Below are 24,168 nucleotides of genomic sequence, written 5' to 3' on the forward strand. Positions count from 1 at the left end.
CCGACACGAGGGAGCTGACTCTCCGTGCCGCCGGTGTCAGCCTCCGCCCACGTCGGCGATCACGCATGGTAGCGACTGTTAACTGGATTGCCGCTATCCATGTCGTGCGTCGGGGTCGACGATGGGTAGATGCTGCCTCGGTCAATCACGACCGAGACAGTTGAGTGCCAGGAGCTCTAGATGGCCACTTCGCCACCCCGCTCGCGGGTGAACTCGCCACCCGAGTGGCGGAAAGCCCCAGCCGGCTCGCATTTCGCTGCGGCGTAACAGTCGTCCGTTCGAATTGCAGTCAATGTCAGGGCATTCGACGTCGATCGTTGACTGAGCGTGCCCGCTTGATAACGCACCAGATCGTTGACCTGATTCCTGGGCGCGTCGGGTGCATAAGATTGACACCGCACTTCCGTTGGGTACGGGTCGTCTGCCCACCCCTTTGGCTAGGCGCTTATGGTCCGTTCAAGTTCTGCATCATACATCGGTCTAACAGACCGCATCCCTTTTGTTCTAAAGCTAAAAGTATCGTTCACCTCAGGTTGCGCTAGCAGCTGAACGGGGTTTAGCTTTTGTTCCACTCTCCTGAGCGCGCCTCGGAGAGCTATCACTTTTGGACGGGCCGGCACAGGCAGCGTGCGCCTCGTCGTGAAAGTAATCGAAGCGGGGGGCTTCTCTTGACCAGAATTGTCGATGCTGCGCGTCCGGAGACGATTCAGGACGGGTTGGACGATCAGGTCGAAGCGGCGTGCGAGCCGCAGGACCTGACCGTCCTGACTCCTGATTCGGCGGCGTGGTTCACCATCATCGTGCCGACCAGAAATGAGGAAGGCTCGGTACGCCCGCTGCTGTCGTCCCTAGCGGACAGTCTCAACGGCATTCCCGCTGAGGTGCTCTTCGTCGATGACAGCGGCGATGACACGCCTGAGGTCATCCGGCAAACGGCTCGCGAGTGCGGGCTGGCGGTACGGCTGCTGCACCGGCCGGCCGGCGCCCGGGCCGGCGGGCTCGGCGGCGCGGTGGTGGCCGGCCTCAAGCACGCCCGGGGAACCTGGGCGGTCGTGATGGACGGCGACCTGCAGCACCCGCCGGAGCTGGCGGCCAGGCTCGTCCAGATCGGGCAGGCCAGGGGGCTGGACCTGGTGGCCGGAACTCGCTATCTCGGCTCGGGCGCATCCGAGGGGTTGGCCGACGGTTACCGGCGCACGGTGTCGGGCCTGGCCACCCGGCTGACCAAGGCGGTGTTCCCGCGGCGGCTGTCGAGGATCTCCGATCCGATGTCGGGCTTCTTCGCCGTCCGGCTGGCGGCCCTGGACCTGGACCGGCTGGACCCGATCGGTTTCAAGATCCTGCTCGAGCTGATGATCCGCCAGCCCCGGCTGCAGGTGGCCGAGGTTCCCTTCGTGTTCGGCATCAGGATCGCCGGTGAGAGCAAGGCGTCGCTGCGCGAGGGCCTGCGCTTCGCCCGGCACATGCTGCGGCTTCGGCTGCTGGTGCTGCGCCACCAGGTGCGCCGATCCTCCGCTGACAACGGCGCCGGCCGGTTCGCCAGGCTGTTGGCCTTCGGCGCGGTCGGGGCCACCGGCATCGGCGTCAACACCGCCGCGCTCTGGTTCTTCTCCCAGCACGTGGTGCACCCGCATTACCTGATCGCCGCGGTGCTGGCGACCGAGGTGTCCACCAGCTGGAACTTCATGCTCACCGAGAAGTTCGTCTTTCGGGGGGACAAGCCTGGAACCCGGCTCGGACGCGGTGTCCGGTTCTTCCTGCTCAACCACCTGGCGTTGCTGCCCCGGCTGCCGTTGCTGGCCCTGCTGGTAGGGGTGTTCTCGACCAACCTGCTGATCGCCAACGTGATCACTCTGGTGCTGCTGTTCCTGGTGAGGTTCGTGATCGCGGACTCGGTGATCTATGCCAAGCCCGACGAGCAGGTCGTGGAGAAGCAGCCGATGCGCATCACCGTCGATCTGACCGGCGTGCAGCGCCCGGCGGCGGTCGAGCCGGCCGCCGAGCAGGCCACCAGCCAGCTGCCGGTCCGCCGTCCGGTCAGCGCGACCAGTCGCTACCTGCCCTACCGCTACTCCATCGACGGCGTGCTCAGCGTCGGTTCGCAGGTGCCGCTGAAGGAGCTGGAGTACTTCCGGGCCCAGTGGCTGGGCAACGACGTCGACCTCAGCATCCGCATCGATCAGGTCGGCGCCGGTCCGCGGACCCGTGCCCTGATGACCCAGCACGTCGCACCCGCCGGTGTCAGCTACTCCGAGCACTTCGGCCGGCTCGGCGCGAACTTCCGGGTCAACATCGGCGACAAGATCGAGGTCACCTGCTCGCCCACGCTGGCGCGCTCGCCGCACGTGCTCTACACCAACGTGATCGAGGCACTGCTGCGATTCATCGCGGTGTCCCGAGGCGTGATCCTGCTGCACTCGGCCTGCTTGGAGCTCGACGGTCACGGCCTGTTGCTGTCGGCCCGCACCGACACCGGCAAGACCGGCAGCGTGCTCAAGCTGCTGCGCGAGCACGGAGCCAAGTTCCTGTCCGACGACATGACGATCCTGCACCCGGACGGCCACGCCACCTGCTTCCCCAAGCCGCTGACGATCAGCCACCACACCCTGCGGGCGGTGCAGGCCGGTGACCTGACGCCGGCCGAGTGGCGACGGCTGAAGCTGCAGAGCAGGCTGCACTCCAAGGAGGGCCGCAACTTCGGCCTGGTGCTGGCCGGATTGAACATTCCGATCATGGGCATCAACTCCCTGACCCAGCGGATCGTGCCGCCGCCGAAGTACAACGTCGATCGCCTGGTGGAGTGCAACGTCATTCGCAACACCCAGATCGAGAACCTGTTCGTGATCGAGCGTGGCGAGCCGGTGCTGGCCGACATCCCGTTCGACGAGGCCATCCAGACCCTGGTGGAGAACACCGATGACGCCTACGGGTTCCCGCCGTTCCGGCAGATGGCGCCCTCGATCGTGATCGGTGACGACGACTACGCCGAGCTGCGCCGCAAGGAACGCCAGATCCTGATCCAGGCGATGAGCAACATCCGGGTGCGCCGGTTGGGCTCCAACACCTTCTCCTGGGCCGAGGACATCGCCCACCTGCTCCGGGGCGACACCGTTCTCAAGGGCGACACCGAGGATCAGCAGCAGCCGGCTGCCGCCGCCCTGCCCGCCGCTGCGCCGGTGAGTGCTCCGGCTGCTGCCACGCCGCCGGCCGCCGACCCGCCGGCTACCGGCCCAGCTGTCCTGCCGGCGCCCGCATGACCAGCGACACCGAGCCGGCCTTCTTGTCGGCAGTCCTTGCTCCGGCCCGCGAGAGCCTGGCCGCCCGGCGTGACGCGCGCCCGGGCGGCCGGTCCTTGCCCAAGCTGCCCAAGCTGCCCAAGCTGCCCAAGTTGCCGAAGTTGCCCGACAACCCCCGGCTGCGCACCGTGCTGCCGGTGCTGCTGATCCTCGGCCTGGCCGCATTTCTGCGGTTCTGGCAGCTGGACCGGGTGGGATTCAACAGCGACGAGGCGGTCTACACCGGCACGGCCGCGTCGCTGGCCGGCGATGAGACGCTGCGGCAGATGTTCCCGGTGTTCCGGGCTCATCCGGTGCTCCTGCAGATGCTGGTGTCCTTCAGCCAGTACGGCGGCGTCAGCGACTGGGCGGCCCGCGCGGTCACGGCCCTGATCGGGGTCGCGGCGGTGCTCGCGACCTACCTGCTGGGCCGGCGGCTCTATGACCACCGGATCGGCCTGCTGGCAGCCCTGATCCTCGCTGTGATGCCCTATCACGTGGTGGTCAGCCGCCAGGTGCTGCTGGACGGCCTGATGACGCTGTGCGCCACGCTGGTGCTGTACTGCGTCGCGCGCTACGTCGAGTCCGCCGCCCTGCACTGGATGCTTGCCAGCTGCGCCGTGATGGGCCTGACGGTGCTGGCCAAGGAGACCAGCCTGGTGCTGGTCGGCGGCCTGTACGCGTTCTTCGCCCTGACCCCGTCGGTCCGGATCCGGCTGCGCCACGTGGGTCTGGGCCTGCTGGTGATGCTCGCGGTGATCGCGGCCTTCCCGCTGTCGCTGTCCCTGTCGGACCGGGCCAGCTCCGGCCAGAATTACCTGCTGTGGCAGCTGTTCCGCCGATCCAACCACGAGCCGTGGTTCTACGCCGAGGTGCTGCCGCCCGCGTTCGGCTGGCTGACGTTGGCGCTGGCCGCCGCCGGCCTGGTGCTGTGGCGGGGGCACAACACCTGGCGCGAGCGGATGCTGCTCACCTGGCTGGTGGTGCCCGTGGTGTTCTTCACCGTGTGGCCCGTCAAGGGGTATCAGTACTTGCTGCCGATCGCACCGGTGATCGCCATCCTGGCCGCGCGCGCCCTCGCCCGGATAAGCACCCTGAACGTGCTACGGCGCCGGGGCCGCAACGTCGCCACCCGCGCCTCCCTCGCCCTGGCGCTGGCGCTGGTGATCAGCCTGCTGGTTCCGACCTGGTCACGCATCCAGCCGTCCACCACCGGCACCTACCTGGCCGGCGCCGGCGGCATGCCGGGCGGTCGCGAGGCCGGTCGCTGGCTGCACCAGAACGTGCCGGCCAGCGCCCAGCTGCTGGCGATCGGGCCGTCGATGGCCAATGTGCTGCAGTTCTACGGCCACCGGCGGGTGTTCGCGCTGTCGGTGAGCCCTGACCCCGCCAACCGCAACCCCTCGTACCAGCCGGTGCCCAACCCGGATCTGGCGATGCGCCAGGCCCGGTTCCGGTACCTGGTCTGGGACTCCTACACCGCGTCCCGCTCGCCGTCCTTCAGCGCGAAGTTGACCGAGCTGGTCGGCAAGTACAACGGGGTGGCGGTGTACACCTCGACGATCACCGTGAAGGCCAAGTCGGGCCAGGCCGTTGAGGCGCCGGTCGTCGTGATCTATCAGGTACGTCCATCATGAGAAAGAACATGAGAAAGCTGCTCGCCGCTACCGGAGCGGCCCTGTTCACCGCGTGGCTGGCCTCACCGGCCGCCATCGCGGCGCCTACCAGCCCCGCCACCCAGACCCCGATCAAGCATTTCGTCTACATGCTGCAGGGGGACCGGTCCTTCGACAACTACTTCGGCACCTACCCCGGCGCCGAAGGCATCCCGCCGGGCGTCTGCCAGAAGCGGGTCGTCACCGGTACCGACGAGGGTTGCGTCGAGCCGTTCCCGCTGCACGGCAAGAACGTCCAGGCACTGGGCGCGGGCTCCGTGGAGCTGAACAACCAGTACGACGAGGGCCGGATGGACGGCTTCGTGGCGGCCTATCAGAACCAGGGCCGGGACGGCAGCTCCGTGATGGGCTACTACGACCGGCGTGACCTGCCGGCCTACTGGGGGTTGGCAGACCGCTACGTCCTGTTCGACCACTTCTTCTCCTCAACCCGGTCCGGGCAGCGGGTCAACCGCTCGTACTGGGTGTCAGGCAGCCCGCCGCCGCCGGGCAACCCGGCGGCGGTCGCGCGTGACTACGCCCGGCACCCGACGATCTTCGACCGGCTGCAGGCCGCCGGAGTCGACTGGAAGTTCTACGTGCAGGGCTATGACCCGAAGCAGACCTACCGGACCAACTCCAGGACCACTCCGACCACCCAGCCGGTGCGGGTCCCGTTGCTGAACTACCCGAGGTTCCTCGATGATCCGGCGTTGAGCTCGCGCATCGTGGACCTCTCGCAGTACTACCGCGATCTCGACGAGGGAACGCTGCCGGCGGTGGCCTACATCTCCAGCAACGGCCCCAGCGAGCGATCGACCCGCTCGGTGCGCAGCGGCCAGCAACTGGTCACCAACCTGATCGGCTCGCTGATGGTGAGCGATGCCTGGAAGTCCTCGGCGTTCCTGCTGTCCTATGACGGATCCGGTGGCTGGTATGACCATGTGCGGCCGCCGCAGGTCGACTCGCGGGGTTACGGCATGCGGGTTCCGGCGCTGCTGGTCAGTCCCTACGCCCGTCCCGGGCACATCCATTCCGAGGTGCTCGACTACACCAGCGCGCTGGCTTTCATACAGCAGAACTGGGGGCTGAAGCCGCTGGCCGCACGCGATGCCGCGGCCACCTCGATCGCCGGCGCCTTTGACTTCCCGGCAGGTCCCCGGCCCGCCGAACTCCGGTTCGCCGAACCAGCCGTGGCCAGAGTGCCGATCACCTCGGTCTCGGTGGTGTTCTGGTGTTACGGCGTGGTGCTGGGCCTGGTCGCCGGGGTGGTGGCTTTCGCCATCGTCCGCAGTCGGCGCAGGCCGCCGGCATCGCCGGCGCAGGGCAAGAGTCCGCAATCGGTTCTAGTGAGGGCAAAGACATGATTGCCAATCGAACGTGGCGGGTAGTGGGGCTGGTGGTCATCGCCATGGTCGCCACCTCGGTCCAGAGCGCACCGGCAGCGGCCGGGCCGCTTTCGGTGCGGCAAGCCGCCTTCGACACTCCGGTGCCGTCGCTGTCCGACCCTCCGATCGTGTCGGACGCTCCGATCCCGGCGGCAGACCTCACGAAGCCTCCCCATCCCACGAAGCCGGGGGACGCGCCGACCCAGGATCCGACCGCATCACCGACCATTCCGACGGATCCGCCGACGATCCCGACCGATCCGCCGACGATCCCGACGGATCCGCCGACGATCCCGACGGATCCGCCGACGATCCCGACGGATCCGCCGACGTTCCCGACCGACCCGCCGACGTTCCCGGGTGAGGAGCCGACACCGACCCCGGGCCAGTCGGATGGTGAGATCCCGCGCGGCGGGGCGCTGGGTCCGACTCGCCGCGCTCCGCAGTCCCGGCCGGGCGCTCGGACCACGCCGCGAGTGCAGCCACGAACGACGCTGCGGCCGAGGATGAGCGCCTCCCAGGCCGCCGGCAAGGCGCATCCGCGTCGCAAGCCGTGGCCGATCACCCTGACTTTGAAGACCGTTCCGGCGTTGCCCGGGGTGCGCTTCACCTTCGACGGTCAGTCGCTGGTGACCGGCGCCAACGGCACGACCAGCTACACCGGTCAGCACGACTTCGCCGGCCACCGGCTGTCGATCGTCAGCGACTCGGTCATCACCGCGGACAAGCGGCACCAGTTCTACCGCTGGGCCGGCCAACGCGATCCGAACCAGGCCTTCTCCCGCACGGTGTCCGGCCTGCCGCTGCGTTCGAACTACGTGGTCACCGCAGCCTTCACCGTGCAAAAACCGGTGCTGCCGCGGGTAGTCCGGCAGGACGGCACCGCTCTGGACCCGACCGAGGTCCAGTCGATCACGGCGCGCAGCGACACCGGGGCGATGGTGGACCTGCCCCTGAGCCAGCCGACCTGGTTGGACGAAGTCCGCCCGACCTTCCATCACAGCGTGCTGGCCGCGCAGCCGGTCTCCTACTCGCTGCAGAGCGTGATGGTGCGTGGCACCAACGTGGTGGACGCGGGACGGCAGAGATTCCAACCGGCGGCCACCAGCAGCCCCACCTTCACCACCCAGTTCCACGACCTGGTGATCACCGGCCATGACGCGATCTTCAAGACCAAGCTGGGAACCAGCGCCACGGTGACCTTCCCCGACGGTGGCAAGCAAACGGTGCCGTTGAACGCCGAGCACACCGCGAAGCTGACCAACCTGCCGCGTGGCAAGTACAAGGTCACGATCGAGGCCGGCCGGGGCATCGTGGGCGCCCAGCAGTTCAGCCTGTCCAAGGACAAGACCGCGGACCTGATCGTGATCACGGCGCTGGACATGGCGATCCTGCTGGGCCTGCTGTTGAGCATCGCCGTCGGGCTGCTGGTGATCGGGCGCCAGCACTGGCGTCGGCTGGCCACCCGGCCGCGCCGTGAGCACAACCTGGTGCTACCCCGGGAGAAGATCCTGACATGAGGCGCGCTGTCACCGGGACAGCGCTCAGCGCACTGCTGTTGCTGGCGATAGCACTGCTAGGCCAGGCGCCGGTCTCGGCAACCAGTCCGACCGCGGCCCCGACCGCGACGCCGGCCGGCGTGCCGGGACCCCCGCTGTTCGCCTACTACTACCAGTGGTTCGTGCCCAACTCCTGGAACCGGGCCAAGACCGATCTGCCTGAGCTGGGCCTCTACTCCAGCGAGGACCCCTGGGTGATGCGCAAGCACATCCAGCAGGCCAAGGCCGCCGGCATCACCGGTTTCATCGTGAGCTGGAAGGACACCCCGACCAATACCCGGCGGCTGCGCACCCTGATGACAGTGGCGGCCGAGGAACGCTTCAGCCTGTCGATGATCTATCAGGGGCTGGACTTCTACCGCAACCCGTTGCCGGTGGCTCGGGTGGCGGCGGACTTCGTCACCTTTGCCAAGCAGTTTGCCCCCAACCCGGTGTTCGCCCGGTTGGGGGGCAAGCCGCTGTCGATCTTCAGCGGCACCTGGGCCTACTCCCACGCCGACGTGGCCAGGGTCACCTCGGCGGTGCGGCCGGGCATGCTGGTGCTCTCGACCGAGAAGAACGTCGAGGGCTACCGGCGGCTGGCCGACGTCACCGATGGCGATGCCTATTACTGGTCCTCGGTCAACCCGGCCACCAACCCGACTTACACCACCAAGCTCAAGGAGATGAGCGAGGCGGTGCACGCCGACGGCAAGTACTGGATCGCGCCGTTCGCGCCCGGTTTCGACGCCAGGCTGGTCGGCGGAACCAAGGAGGTGCCAAGGAACGACGGCGCGACGTTGCGCACCCAGTACGCCACGGCTTTGAAATCCTCGCCCGACGCGCTGGGTCTGATCAGCTGGAACGAGTTCAGCGAGAACACGCACGTGGAGCCTTCGAAGAAGTACGGGGATCGATATCTCAAGGTGCTGGCCGAGCTACGCCACACCAGTCCTCCGGAGCCTGCCACCGCTGTCGATTCCAGCGCCCAGCCGCTGCCCACCGAGGCCGACCGCCAGGTGCCCACCGTGGTGCTGCTGCTCGGGCTACCGGCCCTGCTGATCACGGGACTGACCCTGCTCGGTCGCCGGCTGCGGCACCGGCACCGGATGGCGGGCGCCGGTTCGGTGGCCGGCGGTGAGCCGGGGCACGTGGCGCTGCATCGCAACGCCCCCTCGTAGTGGCGCTCAGCTACTGGACGCAGCCCCGTGCCGTCTTGCCAGCAGCCGGCGCAGGTCATCGACGAGCACCACGGCTGGGCCGTCGCCGGCGGTCTCGGTAGCCCATTGCGCCAGGTCGCAGAGCGCGGTGAGTTCCCGCCAGCCGGCTTCGGCCGCGGCCAGCTCGTCCGCCTGGCTCGCGATCAACCGATCCAACCGCAGGACGTGCGCAGCTGAGGTGTCGGCATCGGCTCGCAGGTCCGGGTACTCAGCGCCGTCCTCAGCTAACACGCACTCTCCTCGGGTTGTGCCTGACCAGTCGGCCTAGGGCGACCGTAGCTGAGGATAGCGTCGCTGGGACGAAAAGTTCCTTACGCGCGAGTGAATGGAAAGTTCCCCTATTTCTGTTACTGATTGTCGCCACTTCAGTTACGCTTTGTCACCAGGCTCGACGTCGAGCTCGGCTACGACCTGGAGTCCTGATGCACGAAGATCATGTTTTGCCTACCTATTCGCGAACACGACGCGCTCGCGTGCGACTGATCGCCCTCGGCGCGTCGGCGATCGTCGGCCTTTCGCTGATTCCGGCGATGGCGGCCCCCGCAGCCACCGCCCCGGTAGCCACGACCACCACGACGCTCACCAAACCGCCGGTCTTCGCCTACTACTACCTGTGGTGGAGCGCCAACCACTGGAAGAACAAGCTGGGCCCCAACTACCCGATCACCGCGAGCCCGCTGCCGCTCCCGGCGACGCTGGACTCGACCGGCTGCGGAGCTCGGACCCGCTATGTCGGCAACACCCTCACCGACGTGCCCGGCAAGATCTACAGCCAGGACGATCCGGGCTTCATCGAGGCCGACGTGCGCCAGGCGGCCGCGGCGGGTCTGAGCGGTTTCGCGGTGAACTGGATCGGTAACGGCGCGAGCACCCAGTCCGCCACCAGCAACCCCTACAGCGCCCGGCTGCAGGTGCTGGTCAACGCGGTGCGCAAGGTGAACGCCGAGGGCAAGCCGTTCAAGCTGTGGCTCAGTTACAAAGCCTCCGCGCAGGTGCTGCCGGCTTCTCGCATCAGCAATGACCTGGCCTACATTGTCAGGACCTATGGAGCCAATTCGGCCTTCGACAGGTCCAGGTCCGCGAAGTTGACCGTGATCTGGCAGGGCAGCCGCAAGTATCCGGCCTCGACGCTGTCCTCGGTCGGTGGCCCGCTGCGCTCCAAGCTGAGAATTCTCGGTGATGAGACGACGTGGTCGAGCAGCCGCGCGCCCTACCTGGACGGCAACGCCTACTACTGGTCCTCCCAGAACCCGTACAGCAATCCCCAGTCCTTCAAGCAATTGGCCGCCTTGGCCGGCGCCGTACGGGCATCCGGCGTCAACCCTGACGGCACCCGCAAGGTCTGGGTCGCGCCGATCATCCCCGGCTACAACAAGGAACTGGCGGGCGGCTCGGCCTGCGTCCCGCGCCGTGGCGGCCAGACGATCCGGACCCTTTACAACGGCAATGGCGCTACCAACCCCGATGCGTTCGGCCTGATCAGCTGGAACGAGATCACCGAGGGCTCCTACATCGACCCCATGACCCGGTACGGCTACCAGGACCTCAATGCGCTCAGTTCGCTTATCAGATAACACATCCGCTGACCGCCAAACAGGCGATAGCGACGCTGGAAGGCCGCTTTCAGCCCTTTCACCCGGCGACAGCCGGTGTAAGCTAGGCCACATCACGGCCAGGCGCGGGGCTACTAGCCGCTGGGGCGGAACAACCGCCATGCTTGTCGCCGGTCCTACGGGGTGAGCTTGCGATGGGCGAAGCGATTCGGGTGCTGGTAGTGCAGTCTGGCGCACTCATGCGGCAGGCAGTCGTCCAACGATTGGAAAGCAGCGGGGCGACAGTCGTCGGGCAGGCCGAGACCAACGCCGAAGCCCTCGTCGAGTACGCCCAGCGATATCCGGATGTGGTGACGGTCGACGTCCGGCTGGGTGCGGAGTCCGGCCTGGTGCTGATCCAGGACCTGCTCGAGTGCCATCCCGACGCGGTCGTCGTGGTCTATTCCGGGCACGGTGACCGGCACCTGGCCGAACAGGCGGTGGCCGCCGGGGCGGCCGGTTATATCTGCAGGGGCGCCAGCCGGGCCGAGCTGTCGGAATGCCTCCGGCTCGCGGTTTCCGGAGTGCGCCCGCTGCTCGATCAGCGGCTGGTCGAGGTGCGCTCGCAGAGCCTGCCGGAACCGGTCGCCGGCGCCGCTGTCCAGCTGACTGCCCGGCAACGCCAGGTGCTGCACCTGGTGGCGTCGGGCACCACGTCGAACAAGGACCTCGCCCGCGAGCTGGTCATCTCCGAGAAGACGGTCAAGAGTCACATCGAGCGGATAACCGCCAACCTCGACGTCTCGCGGCGGACCCAGTTGCCGTTGCGAGCGCTGGAACTCGGGCTGCTACCGGAGCAGCCGGTGGCTCGGGCGCCCAACAGTCAGATCACCGCGATGGCGGCGTCGCGCGGAGTGGGGTAGTCGTCTAAGCTTTTACGTACTGAGCAGTCAGTCCGGCCCTTCAGGGGGCCACCTACCGAGTGCCGCGCACCGGATCCATCGCACCCGCGCGGCTGGGGGCCAGATGACTGACATCGTTGATCGCGCCAGGGCGGTCGAACCTCAACCCATCCTGGTCCGGCCATACGCTGCTACGCCGAACCCGCGCGGCTCGCTGTTCCTCAGGATGCTGCGCACCACCGACCACAAGCTCATCGGGCAGATGTACCTGGTGACCTCGTTCGTCTTCTTCATGCTCGGTGGCCTGCTCGCGATGGTGATGCGCGGCGAGCTGGCCCTGCCGGGGATGCAGTTCCTGTCGCCGGAGCAGTACAACCAGCTGTTCACCATGCACGGCACGATCATGCTGCTGCTGTTCGCGACGCCGCTGGTGTTCGCGTTCGCGAACCTGGTGGTGCCGCTGCAGATCGGCTCGCCGGACGTGGCGTTCCCGCGGCTGAACGCCTTGTCCTACTGGCTGTTCCTGTTCGGTGGCCTGACCGTGGTCTCCGGCGCCCTGACGCCACAGGGCGCGCCGGACTTCGGCTGGACCGCCTACACCCCGCTCAGCAACATGCAGCACTCGCCCAACGTCGGGCCCGACCTGTGGATCATGGGACTGGTGGTCGGTGGTCTGGGCACCATCCTGGGCGCGGTCAACATGATCACCACCATCCTGTGCCTGCGCGCGCCCGGCATGACGATGTTCCGGATGCCGATCTTCACCTGGAACATCCTGGCCACCTCGCTGCTGGTGCTGCTGGCCTTCCCGATCCTGACCGCCGCGCTGGTGGTGCTGTGGGCCGACCGGCATCTGGGCGCGCAGGTGTACGCCGCGGAGAACGGCGGGCCGGTGCTGTACCAACACCTGTTCTGGTTCTTCGGCCATCCCGAGGTCTACATCGTGGCGTTGCCGTTCTTCGGCATCATCACCGAGGTCATCCCGGTGTTCAGCCGCACCCCGCTGTTCGGGTACAAGGGCATGGTGCTGGCCACCCTGGGCATCACCGGCCTGTCGCTGACGGTGTGGGCGCACCACATGTACGCCACCGGGGTGGTGCTGCTGCCGTTCTTCGCCTTCCTGACCTACCTGATCGCGGTGCCCACCGGGCTGAAGTTCTTCAACTGGATAGGCACCATGTGGCGGGGCTCGATCACCTTCGAGACGCCCATGCTGTGGGCGATCGGGTTCATGGTGACCTTCTTGCTCGGCGGCCTGACCGGCGTCATCCTGGCCTCGCCGCCGCTGGACTTTCACCTGACCGACACGTACTTCGTGGTGGCGCACTTCCACTACGTGCTGTTCGGCACCATCGTGTTCGCGGCCTTCGCCGGCATCTACTTCTGGTTCCCGAAGTTCACCGGCCGCTACCTCGACGAGCGGCTGGGCAAGCTGCACTTCTGGTTGACGTTCATCGGCTTCCACGTCACGTTCCTGATCCAGCACTGGCTGGGCAACGCGGGCATGACCCGGCGCTACGCCGACTACCTGCCGATGGACGAGTTCACCACCATGCACATCATCTCGACCCTGGGGTCCTTCGTGCTCGGGGCCTCGATGCTGCCGTTCCTGTACAACATCTACAAGTCCTACCGCTTCGGCGAGATCGTGACGCAGGACGACGCCTGGGGCCACGCCAACTCGCTCGAGTGGGCGACCTCCTGCCCGCCGCCGCGGCACAACTTCACCTCGATGCCCCGGATCCGCTCGGATCGCCCGGCGTTCGAGGCGCACTACCCGCACCTGATCCCGCGGCTGGAACGCGAGGCGCACGCCGAGAAGCGCCATCACAAGAATGTCGCGCAAGCCGGTGTGGCTGCGGTCGGCGCCGAGGGCGGCAAGCCCCGCAGCGAGCGTGACCCGCAGCCCGGGCCCAGCTAGCGGCTGAGGATCCGGGTCACGCCACGCGCGTGGGCAGCCAGCGTCAGTGCTGGTTGATCGCGCCCATCACCACGCCGCCGGCCGGAGCGTCGTCATCGGCAGTGCCGTCCCTGGCCGAGCCGTCCTGCTCGGCGGTCACGGAGTCCTCGCGACCCTCGTCCTCGGCGATGTCGGCCTCTTCCACACCGGGCAGCCGGCCCTCGCTGGCGGCCTCTTCAAGATTCTGGTCGTTGCCGCTCTGGTCGTTGCCGCTCATGTCGTCTCCCTTGAGCACGGGGAGTCCAGCCGTGGCTTGACCGCCTCGCCCGCGCCCGTTCAGTCTCGCGCTGCCGGAGGACCTGACGCAAGGCGAGGCCGTCGGGCAGGCGGGGGCCAGAATGACCGCTTGCCTACCTGCCTACCTGCACAGCAACGCCGAGGCGTACAGCGGTGTCTGTACGGTCCTCGGCGTGTGCTGAGCGGCTGTCTGAGTGGCTGGGCGGCTTACCCCTTCAAACCAGAGCGCGAGACGCTCTCGATGACCTGTCGCTGCGCGATGATGAAGATCATGATCACCGGCACGCTGGCCACCACGGCGCCGGCCATGATGATCGGGTAGTTCACCGTCGCCGCGTTCTGCAACTTCGCCAGGCCGGACGGCAGTGTCTGGGTCTCCGGGCTGAACAGCACGTACACCGGCCACAGGAAGTCGTTCCAGTTGGTCAGGAACGACAGCACCGCCAACGTCGACAGGGCCGGTCTGGACAGCGGCAGGATCACCTTGATGAAGATCTTCCACTGGTTGGCGCCGTCGATGATGGCGGCCTCCTCCAGCTCCTTGGGCAGTGTGGAGAAGAACTGCCGGAGGAAGAACACCCCGAAGGCGCCGCCTGCGCTGGGAACGATGATCGCCCACAACGAGTCCAGCCAGCCCAGCTGGCTGACGATCAAGAAGTTGGGGATCAGGAACACGAACGACGGCAGAAAGATCGTGGTGATCACGGTGGTGAAGATGAGCTTCTTACCCGGAAAGTCCATCCGGGCCAGCGCGTAGGCGGCGCAGGCGTCCACGGCGACGATCAGTATCGCGTTCACCGCCGCGGAGAACATGCTGTTGAAGAACCAGCGCAGCACCGGGTTGGCCGATCCCGCGCTGAACAGGGTCTGGTAGGCCGAGACGTCCCAGGGTTGGGGTATCCAGGACAGCTCCAGGCTGGTCGAGGCCTCGGGCGTCTTGAACGACGTGCTGACCATCCACAGCAGCGGCGCCAGGAAGATCAGGCTCAGCACCCCCAGCATCAGCCAGAAGAGGACCTGCCCGAGCGGTGTCTTGGCCCCCGGCTTGCGGGGTTTGGCGGTGCGAGCCGGCTCCTGCGGGTCGGGGCCGGTGGCGGCGGTGGCGCCGCCGGGTGCGAGGCTCGTCATGACTCTTCCTTCTCGCGGAACAGTCTGAAGTTCAGCAAGCTGATCAGGATCAACATCAGGGCCAGGATGTAGCTCATCGCCGCGGCGACGCCCTGCCGGTACTGCTGCAGCCCGACCTGGGAGATGTAGTAGATCGCTGTTCGGGTGGAGTTCTCCGGCGCGCCCTTGGTGATCAGGTATGACTGGCCGAACATGTTGGCCGAGGCCAGCAGGGTCAGGGTCAGCACGAACAGCAGCACCGGGCGCAGCCCCGGCAGGGTCACGTTGCGGAACTTGTCCCACGCGGTGGCACCGTCCACCTCGGCAGCCTCGTACAGCTCCGGTGAGATGTCCTGCAGGCCGGCCAGGTAGATGATCGCGTTGAAGCCGAGGGTCCACCAGACCGTCATGCCGACCAGGCCGACCCAGGCCCAGGGGACCTGGGTGGTCCAGGGGTAGTCGCCGGCGAACCCGAGCTTCTCCAGGTAGAAGTTCAGCATTCCGATGGTGGGGTCGAGCAGGAACCGGAACAGCACGCCGACGACGGCCACACCGAGCACGTAGGGCGTGAAGAAGACGGCTCGGAAGAAGGTCCGGCCCGGGAACTTGCGGTTGAGCAGCATGGCGATCGCCAGCGGGATGACCACCAGCAGCGGCACGCTGAAGACGGTGAAGATCGCCGTGGCCCGGATGCTGCGCCAGAAGTCGGCGCCGTCACGCGAGCCCGACTTGAACAGGTCGAAGTAGTTGTTCAGGCCCGCCCAGGGCTGGTTCGGCAGCAGGTAGTTGTAGTCGTGCAGGCTGATCCAGATGCCGTAGATGGCCGGTGCCAGGATGAACCCGATGAACAGCACGCCGTACGGAGCCAGAAACAGGTACGGAGTCGCCCAGCCACTGCGGCGCCGCCGCCTGCCAGTAGACCTGGCAGGCGGCCGCTCCACAGCGGTGGCCTCGGTGGTGCTCGTCATGCTCAGCCGTACTTCTTCTTGTTCTGCGCCAGGATCTGCGAGGCCTTGTTGGCAGCGCTGCGCAGCGCCGAGGCCGGGTCGGACTTGCCGAGCACCGCGGCGTTGACCGCGTCATACATCGCCGTCATGGCGTCGCTGATACCGGCCACGGCCGGCGGGAAGTGCACGTCGGGCACCTCCTTGGCAAACGGCTGCAAGCCCTCGATCGAGGTGAACTCAGAGCTCTCGGCCAGGCTCTCGACGGCCGGCACCTTGCCGCTCTTGGCCCAGTCGGCGCTGTTCTGGGTGAACCAGTTGACGAAGTAGGCTGCCGCGTTCACCTTGTTCTCGTCACTGCCCTGGGTGCGCGGCAGCACGAACTGGTGGGAGTTGCCCCAGACGCCGCCCTTCTCACCGATCTTGGGCAGCTCAGCCAGGCCGATCTTGGTGGTGGTCAGCTTGGTGACCTCGTTGACCTGCCAGATGCCCTGCCAGTTCAGCGCGTTGCGGCCGTTCTTCAGCGCGACGTAGTCGGCGTCCTGGCCGACGTTCTTGGGGCTGTAGCCGTTCTTGACCAGGTCGGTCATGAAGGTCAGCGCCGCGATCCCGCCCTCGGAGTCCCAGGTCGCCTTGCTGACGTCCTCGTTGAACAGCTCGCCGCCGAACTGCCACAGCAGCGACTGGTACATCAGGCCGCCGGTGAACTGGAACGGGCTGACCCAGCTGCCCTGGATGCCCTTGGACTTCATGGCCTCCAGGGCGGCCATGTACTCATCCTTGTTGGTCGGCGGCTTCTCCGGGTCAAGGCCCGCCTTCTCGAAGACGTCCTTGTTGTAGAACAGGCCCAGGCAGTGCACGTCGATCGGAATGCCGTAGCGCTGGTCCTTATAGATGCCGCCCTGCCAGACGGCCTCGGCGTAGTCGCCCTGGTTCAACTTGAGGCTGTTGGCGACCGCGTCGATCGGCACGATGACGCGCTGGGCTGCCTGGGTCGGGATGGCGTCGATGTGCATGACCGCGATGTCCGGGCCGTTTCCGCTGGTGACCGCGGCCGGCATCTTCTGGAAGAAGTCCGCCCACTGGAAGACGTTCATGTTGACCTTGACGTTCTTGGTCTCGGAGTTGAACTGGCTGACCATCTGCTTGGCGTAGTCACCGTCCGCGCCGGTCCAGCCGTTCCAGAAGGCCAGGGTCACATTGGGGCCGTTGTAGGCGGTGCCGGCGCCGGATGCGGTGGGCCCGGCCCCGGCGCCCGGGGGCGTGCTCTTACCGCCGCAGGCAGCCAGCGCGAGCGCGCCTCCGACGGCTCCGGCCGCCCCCATGAAGCCGCGCCGGGACAGCGGAACGTTGAGCTGGTTCATCGAAGGTCTCCTTGGTTGGTGGAAGTCAGAGGTCGGGTGGACAGAGGTCGGGTGGAAGTCAGAGGTCGAGTGGGCAGAGCGGGCGTCGAGGCGGGGTGTCGGGACAGGCAGGCACCTGACGGCGAATGGTCGGCGGGGTCGTCTCGAGCGCGATCATGCAGCGCGCCACCGGCGGCTCGGTCAAGGTGTACCCCGATCGTGAAAGGGGCTCCTGCAGGTCTCGTTTGACCCCGGGAGATCAGCAACGTGGTTGATCTCCCAGTCGAAGGTAGCGGCAGAGGTGATCCCGGGCACTCACTGAAGCGCATCGGTATCAATCTGTGCCGAAGAATGAGGGTCGCGACGGTGTCGCACCCGGACATTACTGGACACTCTGGAACAGTGCTCAACGGCTCGCCCGGGAGGCGCACGGGTCGACCGCGGTTCCGCGCCGCCTGCCCGTCACTCGGCTGCCCGGGCTTCGGACACGCGCACGCCAAGACCGGAGGTGTCGGTGCTCAGCCATCGCGCGCCTTCCGTCGAAAGGGCCCGTTCTGGTTTCTACAACGTTGAATATGTTGTTGTAAAGAGTTGGAACGTGAGTGATTTCGGTGTGAGTTGTTCTATGCCTTAGCGGGCGCGCAGCCGTCAGCCGAGCCCGAGCACCACTCTTTACAACGTTAGAAGGCTGGGTCAGGATGGCTAGACCGGTCGCCGCTGTCCACTTTCGGAGGTTGTCCATGCGCTGGTCCAGAAAGATCGTCCTGCCGATGCTCGCACTGGCCACAGCGGCCTCGGGCATCGTCGCCGCCGGCCCGACGTCGGCGGGCACCGTGGCGACAACGGGGAAGCAGCAGAGCCAGCAACGCTACGCCCCGTCCTACACCAACCCACTCAAGCTCCGGCTGCCTTCCGGCGCCCTGGCGGAGAGCTGTGCCGACCCGGACGTCCTGCGTGGGCAGGGCGCCGACCGGCACTGGTACCTCTACTGCACCACCGACGCGCTGACCGCGAGCGAGGTCGGCCCCACCGGCAGCCCGGTGCTGCACAACGTGCCGATGTTCAAGTCGCTGGACCTGATCAACTGGACCTACCAGGGTGACGCCTTTCCGACCAAGCCGGCCTGGGTGACCGGGTTCGTCTGGGCGCCGGAAGTCGTTTACCGCAACGGCAAGTACATGCTGTACTTCGGCGCGTCGGACACCTCGTTGCCCGGTGGCGGCTCGGCGATCGGCGTGGCCACCAGCAACAGCCCGACCGGGCCGTGGACCGACAGCGGGCAGCAGGTGGTGGAGCCGCAGGGCGCGCCCGGCAGCCGACGCTGGATCTTTGACCCCGAGGTGCTCGACGCCAACGGGGTCAGCTACCTCTACTTCGGCAGCTACTTCGGTGGCATCTCGGTTCGCCGGCTCTCGGCCGACGGGCTTTCCACCGATCCGGCAAGCCAGACCCAGGTCGCGATCGACAACCGCTACGAAGGCACCCACATCCTCAAGCGGGATGGCTGGTACTACCTGCTGGCCTCGGCCACCAACTGCTGCGCCGGCCCGCTGACCGGGTACTCGGTGTTCGCCGGGCGTTCGCGTAGTCCGCTCGGACCGTTCGTGGACCGCCACGGCGTCTCACTGCTGGCCGGCCGGGTAGGAGGCACCCCGGTGGTGGCGCAGAACGGCAATCGCTGGGTGGGCGTCGGTCACCACACGGTGATCACTGACTTCGACGGTCAGCAGTGGATGGTCTACCACGCTGTCGACCGCAACGATCCCTACTACGCCGACGAGGTGGGCTACACCAAGCGGCCGGCACTGATCGACCCGCTTGACTGGAGGCACGGCTGGCCGACGGTGCGCGCCGGCCGAGGTCCGTCGGACTCACCGATGCCCGGCCCGGCCGCCCAGCCCGGCCAGCGGACCGCGTACAAGCCCCGGTTCGTGCACGAGCCGCACCCGACCCGGCTCTACAAGTCACTGTCTGATGAGTTCCGGTCCGACACGCTGTCCAAGCAGTGGACCTGGATCCGGCCGCCGGCCGCCGGCAGCTACCGCCTCGACAGCGGGCAGCTGCGCTGGCAGACCCAGGCAGCCGACATCCACCCACCGGCGACCCCGCTCGCCTCGGTGCTGACCCAACCTGCGCCCAAGGGCAACTACGTCGTCGAGACCAAGGTCAGGGTCACCACCCCGCCGGAGGGCTGCTGCTTCAACTACGTCCAGGGTGGGTTGGTCATCTACAACGATGACGCCAACTACCTCAAGTTGACCTCGGCCTCGATCTGGAACACCAGGCAGACCGAGTTCGGCAAGCAGATGACGCCGGTGGCCGAGGGCTACCCCAGCTACGGCAATGCCGTGGTGGGACCGGTCGGCACCACCACCTACCTGCGGATCGTCCGGATCGGTGAGCGCTACACCGCGTACACCAGCCTGGACGGCAAGCGGTGGGACAAGGGCGCGACCTGGACCCAGGCCAACTCCCCGAACACGAAGATCGGCCTGGTCTCGATGGGCGGCGCCGGTTTCAGCAGCAACTTCGACTACGTCCGGGTCAGCGCCGTGCACGTCCACCCGCACTGGGACGACTGATCGCAACCTCGGTTGACGGCTGACCAGTAGTCACTGAAAGCCACAGCGCCGGCAGGCTCGCACCTGCCGGCGCTGTGGCTTGTGCTCGGCCAACGCTGCTCCGCGCTTGGCCAAACGCTGTCCGTCCCGAGCGGCGGGCTCAGCAGGGCAGCTGGGCGGCCTCGTCGTAGGAGCGGTAACCGGTGGGGATGCCGAAGGCCGGCGTCCCATCGGCGTTCCAGCCGACGGGCTGGGCGAAGATCGCTCGGTCGTCCCAGCCGTCGGCCGTGCTGGTCTTGGCGTGGTAGACGAGCCAGTTCTTGCCGTTGGCGCCGGGCACCGGAATGGACGCGCCAGCAGTGCCGTAGACGCCATTGGCGGAGGAGAAGATCGGGCCACGCTTGGTGTAGGACAGGTAGGTGGTCAGGTCGCCGCCCTTGTAGACCAGCTGGCCGATGCTGTAGGCCGTGGTCCAGCTGGCATTGGCGTTGTAGACGATCGTCAGGGCGTTGTTCGGCCCGATCCAGGCCTCCGGTCCTTCTTCGATCGCCTGCACCGAAGTCTCCCAGGGTTGGTCGGGGTTGGCGATCAGCCGTCGGTGGTCCTGGTCGATGTGCAGCGGGTCGCTCATGCGCGCGATGTAGAGCTGCTGCGGGGGCGCGCCGCCGTTGCCGGTCGGCGTTCCCGACCACACCATCCACCAGTTGCTGTTGTAGTAGAAGACGGTGGCGTCGATGGCCCACTGGTTGGTCGAGTCGGTGATCTTGCCGAAGAATGTCCAGCCGCCCAGCGGATCCTGGGTGTTGGCGGTGATCGCGAAGATCCGGTGGGTGTTGTTGGTGGCCGTGAAGTTGCCTTTGTCGGTGGCGCCGGCGAAGTAGATGATCCAGCGCCCGTTGAGGTACTCCAGTTCCGGCGCCCAGATCTGGGCGCTGTGATCGGTGCCGCGCGGCGCGGTCCAGATGACCCGCTTGGTCGCGGTGCTCAGCCCGGCCAGCGTCGTCGAGGCGCGGAGGTTGATGCTGCGGGCGCCGTCGGACTGCGCGAGGTAGTAAGTGCCGTTGCGGTACCAGACCGAGGGGTCAGCGCCCGCGGTCAGCACCGGGTTCTGCAGCGTGCAAGTGGCGGCGACAGCGGTGCTGGCCCGGTCCGAGCCCACCACCACCGCGCCCGGTATCAGGAACAGCGCTGACACCACCGCGATGCCGCGCCGACCGACCAGCCGGCGCAGGCGAGCCTGACCTGTTTCGATTCTGTTAACCATGCCTGGCATCAGAGCACCGGCATGGCCGGGCGTCAAGCGCGGCGTGGAGTCAGCCGCGGGTTCGGCTCGGGCGTTGCGCTCAGGCCTCGCCCATCACCAGGCCTTCGATGGTGTGCTTCTGCGAGATCGGGACCAGCTCATCGACGATCGGGCAGTGCAGATGCTGCCGGATCGATTCGGGCAGCGTCTGCCAGTAGTCCTTGGTGACCGCGGGGTCGTGGAGCACGGCGTGACTGGCATCCGGCCCGTCCACGCCCAGCACCAGCACCGGCCGAAGCTTGTCCGAGTGGTTGGTGGTGCCGCGGTGGATGGTCAGCGCCGAGCGGGCCGAGATGTCGCCCATCTGGGGGTACTTGCGCACGGCGCGCTCCTCATAGCGCGGGTAGTACGACCTGGGCGGGAACATCCCGTGCTCGAAGTCCGGACTGTCGTCGAACTGAGTGCCCGGAGCGATCTCGAACGGCCCCATGTCCTCGGTGGTGTCCACAGTGGTCACGTTGAAGGCGAGCGAGGTCAGCCGCCGGTCGCGGTAGGTCTCCGGAGGGCTGGGGAAGTCCCGGTGCCAGGGCTGGTTCATCGCGCCCGGGAAGGGAATGTCGAAGCCGACCTCGACGATCTCCCAATCCGGGCCGAGAACGGCCTCGCTGACCGCCTGAACCCACGGGTGGCTGGCGAGGTCGACGAAGCCGCGTATCGCCTGCGGGTGGATTTCGACGTACCAGCGGTTCGGGCCGCGTCCGACCGCGCCATGCGGCCGGCTGCGGGCTTCGGCGAACGCCGCCATGATGTCCTCGTCGAGGGCCTGCACCCATTCCCGGGAGAAGGCCGCCTTGCGGCCCACCACTCCGTCGGTGTGCAGCGCCTGAACCGCCTCGGCGACGTCGGTGTCGTTGACGTGAAAGCCGACCGGGCGGCTTTCGGTTGGCACGATGCTTTTCATCGGGTCCTCCATGAAACATGAGCTGTTCCAAGCGTACAGCCCCGTTCGCCTAGACCCGATCGCTCACTTCGACACCCTGGTAGTAGTTCTCGGTGGACTCCTTGGCAGGACGCCACCAGTTCTCGTTCTGCCGGTACCAGTCGATCGTCGCGGCCAGGCCCGCCTCGAAGTCCTCGTAGCCGGGCCGCCAGCCGAGTTCGGTCCGCAGCCGCGTCGAGTCGATGGCATAGCGCAGATCGTGGCCGGCGCGATCGGTCACGAATTCGATTTCGACGTCTTCCGGCATCAGCCGCGCCAAAGATTCCACGACCTGCAGATTCGACCGCTCGCCATTGGCGCCGATCAGATAAGTCTCGCCGAGCAGCCCTTTTTCGATTATGGTCAGGACGGCGGAATTGTGGTCGTCCACGTGTATCCAGTCACGAACGTTTCGCCCGCCGCCGTAGACCTTGAACGGAATTCCGTCCAGCGCATTGGTGATCTGGCGCGGGATGAATTTCTCTACATGCTGGCGTGGGCCGTAATTGTTCGAGCAGTTCGAGATTGTCGCGGCGATGCCGAATGAGCGCACCCAGGCACGCACCAGGTGGTCGGCGCCGGCCTTCGTCGCCGAATAAGGGCTCGAGGGCCGGTAGGGGGTGTCTTCTGTGAACAACGCCGGATCATCCAGTTCCAGATCGCCGAAAACCTCATCGGTGGAGATGTGGTGCAGCCGGCGCCCGTGTTTGCGGACAGCTTGCAGCACCTCGTAGGTGCCGATCAGATTGCTCTGGAGAAACCGGCCGGGGGAGGTGAGCGCCACGTCATTGTGGGACTCGGCGGCGAAGTGGACGATGACGTCGCTTCGTTCCACCAGCGGGTCCAGCGCCGAGGTGTCACAGATATCGCCGGTGACAATCTCGATGTCGTCAGCGACGTCGGCCAGGCTCAGCGCATTAGCGGCATAAGTGAATGCGTCGAGCACGATAACCGACGCGGCCGAGCCGTTCGACAATATCGAATGGACGAAATTGGAGCCGATGAATCCGGCGCCACCTGTCACCAGGTACCTGAGATTCGCCACGGTTTACCGCTCCCCTTTGATCGTGCTACCTCACTGACCGCAACTTCGCACGATACCGTATGCGGATTGTCAGCCATTAACCGCGAACACCTTGCGGTAGGCGCGGATGGCTGACGACGCGGCGGTCCGCGGCACTCGATCATGCACAGACAACCGGCCCCCGAACGGTGATCCCACGACGATGTCTGCGCGCGGGGCGGTTGGGGGCCGGCTGCCAACCGGCGTCAGGCAGTGAGCCCGACGCCGGTCGGGCAAGAGCGACGCCGGTTAGGGAAGAGTCACGAACGGGGCCAGGAATGATCGGGCCGAGGGCGTGTCCAGGCGGTAGATCACATTGGTGGAGAAGCAGGGTGTGTCGCCGGTGATCGTGGTGCCAGCCAGGATCAGCGCGCCATTGACCTTGAGGAAGTTCGGGCCGCCGGAGTCGCCGTAGCAGGCGCCGCCGTAACCCTGGGACTCGGTCATCTTCAGCCGCACCCAGTGCTCGTTGAGCGCGTCGAAGCCGAGTTCGGCCTTCATCCGGACCCCGCCGCCCGGGTGGGTCTGGCCGCCGGCGCCGGTGGTGGCTTCTTCGACGCCGTACCCGACGACCGTCCAGACGCTGCTGTCGAGGAACCGGGAGCCGAGCGCGTCCAGCTTTCCGGCGGCCGGCAGGGTGGCCGGCTTGAAGGCCCACCGGTTGGCAGGGGTGACGGCGCGGCGGGAGAAGTCGATGACGCCGATGTCATGGGAGTTCGACTGGTTGCCCGGGTAGGCCGAATCGTGGGTGGGATCGCCCTCGACGGCATAGCCGCGATCGAGAAACCACTGGGCCTGGGCCACGCCGGAAAGGCCCAGCGCGGCGGACTGATCGAGGGCGCCCTGCACGTCCTGGCTCAGGGACACGTAGAACTTCGCGCCCGCCGGCCAGTCCACCACGCAGTGGGCGGCCGTCAGGTAGGTGTTGCGGTCGATCATCGCGCCGCTGCAGTGCCAGTCGAAGCGGTCATTGACGCCGTTGCCGTCGGTGTCCTGCAGAACCAGCATCGCGCCGGTCTCGGTGCGTTCGGGGGCCGGCTCGGAGTTGTAGGTGCTGATCGCCGAGGCGGATGACGAGAGTGTCAGCATCGCGGCGAACGCCGCGGTGAGAGGGATACCGAAAATCAGACGACGACGCATAGCGCTCCTCGAGGGGAATTCTGGAATGGTGGGATCAGCGGTCTTGGTGCGGATGTGACTGGCTTGCCCACTTAGGGTGCC

General features: G+C 66.9%; 18 protein-coding genes. 9 read left to right on the plus strand and 9 right to left on the minus strand.

The annotated features are described in order from the left end of the window. Positions 1-668 precede the first annotated feature (668 nt). Genes VF557_03035 through VF557_03055 form a run of 5 tightly spaced genes read left to right on the plus strand, consistent with a single transcriptional unit; the run spans position 669 to position 9,037 of the window. The gene (locus VF557_03035) at positions 669-3,257 is read left to right on the plus strand and encodes a glycosyltransferase (GenBank protein ID HEX8079165.1); all 2,589 of its coding nucleotides are present in this window, start codon (positions 669-671) and stop codon (positions 3,255-3,257) included. Continuing rightward, positions 3,254-4,912 carry a glycosyltransferase family 39 protein gene (locus VF557_03040; protein HEX8079166.1) on the plus strand — a complete coding sequence of 553 codons (1,659 nt, stop codon included), beginning with the start codon at positions 3,254-3,256 and terminating at the stop codon, positions 4,910-4,912. The genes VF557_03035 and VF557_03040 overlap by 4 nt, the downstream gene beginning before the upstream one ends. Before the next feature lie 8 nt (positions 4,913-4,920). After that, positions 4,921-6,297, plus strand: a complete 1,377-nt coding sequence (locus VF557_03045; GenBank protein ID HEX8079167.1) for an alkaline phosphatase family protein — start codon at positions 4,921-4,923, stop codon at positions 6,295-6,297. Beyond that, on the plus strand, positions 6,294-7,838 hold the full coding sequence (locus VF557_03050) for a hypothetical protein (protein ID HEX8079168.1): 1,545 nt from the start codon (positions 6,294-6,296) through the stop codon (positions 7,836-7,838). The genes VF557_03045 and VF557_03050 overlap by 4 nt, the downstream gene beginning before the upstream one ends. Further along, the gene (locus VF557_03055; protein ID HEX8079169.1) at positions 7,835-9,037 is read left to right on the plus strand and encodes an endo-1,3-alpha-glucanase family glycosylhydrolase; all 1,203 of its coding nucleotides are present in this window, start codon (positions 7,835-7,837) and stop codon (positions 9,035-9,037) included. The genes VF557_03050 and VF557_03055 overlap by 4 nt, the downstream gene beginning before the upstream one ends. Before the next feature lie 6 nt (positions 9,038-9,043). Here the strand turns inward: VF557_03055 and VF557_03060 are convergent, their stop codons facing one another. Continuing rightward, positions 9,044-9,307, minus strand: coding sequence for a hypothetical protein (locus VF557_03060; protein ID HEX8079170.1), 264 nt, complete (start codon positions 9,305-9,307; stop codon positions 9,044-9,046). Between the two features lie 242 nt (positions 9,308-9,549). Here VF557_03060 and VF557_03065 point away from each other — a divergent pair, with 242 nt between their 5' ends. The 3 genes from VF557_03065 (at position 9,550) to ctaD (ending at position 13,431) form a co-directional block, all read left to right on the plus strand. After that, positions 9,550-10,650: a hypothetical protein gene (locus tag VF557_03065; GenBank protein ID HEX8079171.1), complete on the plus strand. Its 1,101-nt coding sequence runs from the start codon at positions 9,550-9,552 to the stop codon at positions 10,648-10,650. Positions 10,651-10,823: 173 nt separating this feature from the next. After that, entirely contained in the window at positions 10,824-11,531 is a 708-nt protein-coding gene (locus VF557_03070; protein HEX8079172.1) for a response regulator transcription factor, read from the plus strand. A gap of 103 nt (positions 11,532-11,634) precedes the next feature. Next, a complete protein-coding gene (ctaD, locus tag VF557_03075; GenBank protein ID HEX8079173.1) occupies positions 11,635-13,431 on the plus strand; it encodes a cytochrome c oxidase subunit I in 1,797 nt (598 codons plus the stop codon). A 43-nt stretch (positions 13,432-13,474) separates the two neighbouring features. On the opposite strand, the gene VF557_03080 is transcribed toward ctaD, so the two are convergent. The 4 genes from VF557_03080 to VF557_03095 all read right to left on the minus strand — a co-directional run bounded on the left by VF557_03080 (position 13,475) and on the right by VF557_03095 (position 17,122). Further along, on the minus strand, positions 13,475-13,687 hold the full coding sequence (locus VF557_03080; protein HEX8079174.1) for a hypothetical protein: 213 nt from the start codon (positions 13,685-13,687) through the stop codon (positions 13,475-13,477). Between the two features lie 227 nt (positions 13,688-13,914). Continuing rightward, on the minus strand, positions 13,915-14,835 hold the full coding sequence (locus tag VF557_03085) for a carbohydrate ABC transporter permease (protein HEX8079175.1): 921 nt from the start codon (positions 14,833-14,835) through the stop codon (positions 13,915-13,917). Then, the gene (locus tag VF557_03090; protein HEX8079176.1) at positions 14,832-15,782 is read right to left on the minus strand and encodes a sugar ABC transporter permease; all 951 of its coding nucleotides are present in this window, start codon (positions 15,780-15,782) and stop codon (positions 14,832-14,834) included. Before VF557_03090 ends, VF557_03085 begins: the two co-directional genes overlap by 4 nt. 2 nt (positions 15,783-15,784) lie before the next feature. Continuing rightward, complete coding sequence (locus tag VF557_03095; protein ID HEX8079177.1) at positions 15,785-17,122, minus strand: ABC transporter substrate-binding protein; 1,338 nt, start codon at positions 17,120-17,122, stop codon at positions 15,785-15,787. A 719-nt stretch (positions 17,123-17,841) separates the two neighbouring features. Between VF557_03095 and VF557_03100 the strand changes: the two genes are divergently transcribed. Continuing rightward, positions 17,842-19,683 carry a family 43 glycosylhydrolase gene (locus tag VF557_03100; protein ID HEX8079178.1) on the plus strand — a complete coding sequence of 614 codons (1,842 nt, stop codon included), beginning with the start codon at positions 17,842-17,844 and terminating at the stop codon, positions 19,681-19,683. A gap of 139 nt (positions 19,684-19,822) precedes the next feature. On the opposite strand, the gene VF557_03105 is transcribed toward VF557_03100, so the two are convergent. The 4 genes from VF557_03105 to VF557_03120 form a co-directional block, all read right to left on the minus strand. Continuing rightward, positions 19,823-20,926 (minus strand): glycoside hydrolase family 43 protein, encoded by a 1,104-nt coding sequence (locus VF557_03105; GenBank protein ID HEX8079179.1) that lies wholly within the window; start codon positions 20,924-20,926, stop codon positions 19,823-19,825. Between the two features lie 79 nt (positions 20,927-21,005). After that, a complete protein-coding gene (locus tag VF557_03110; GenBank protein HEX8079180.1) occupies positions 21,006-21,866 on the minus strand; it encodes a phytanoyl-CoA dioxygenase family protein in 861 nt (286 codons plus the stop codon). Positions 21,867-21,915: 49 nt separating this feature from the next. Further along, positions 21,916-22,929 (minus strand): dTDP-glucose 4,6-dehydratase, encoded by a 1,014-nt coding sequence (gene rfbB / locus VF557_03115; protein HEX8079181.1) that lies wholly within the window; start codon positions 22,927-22,929, stop codon positions 21,916-21,918. Between the two features lie 267 nt (positions 22,930-23,196). After that, positions 23,197-24,087: a trypsin-like serine protease gene (locus tag VF557_03120; GenBank protein ID HEX8079182.1), complete on the minus strand. Its 891-nt coding sequence runs from the start codon at positions 24,085-24,087 to the stop codon at positions 23,197-23,199. Between the last annotated feature and the right edge of the window lie 81 nt (positions 24,088-24,168).

It is taken from the genome of Jatrophihabitans sp., from assembly GCA_036389035.1.
In the GTDB taxonomy this organism is placed as follows: Bacteria; Actinomycetota; Actinomycetes; order Mycobacteriales; family Jatrophihabitantaceae; genus Jatrophihabitans_A.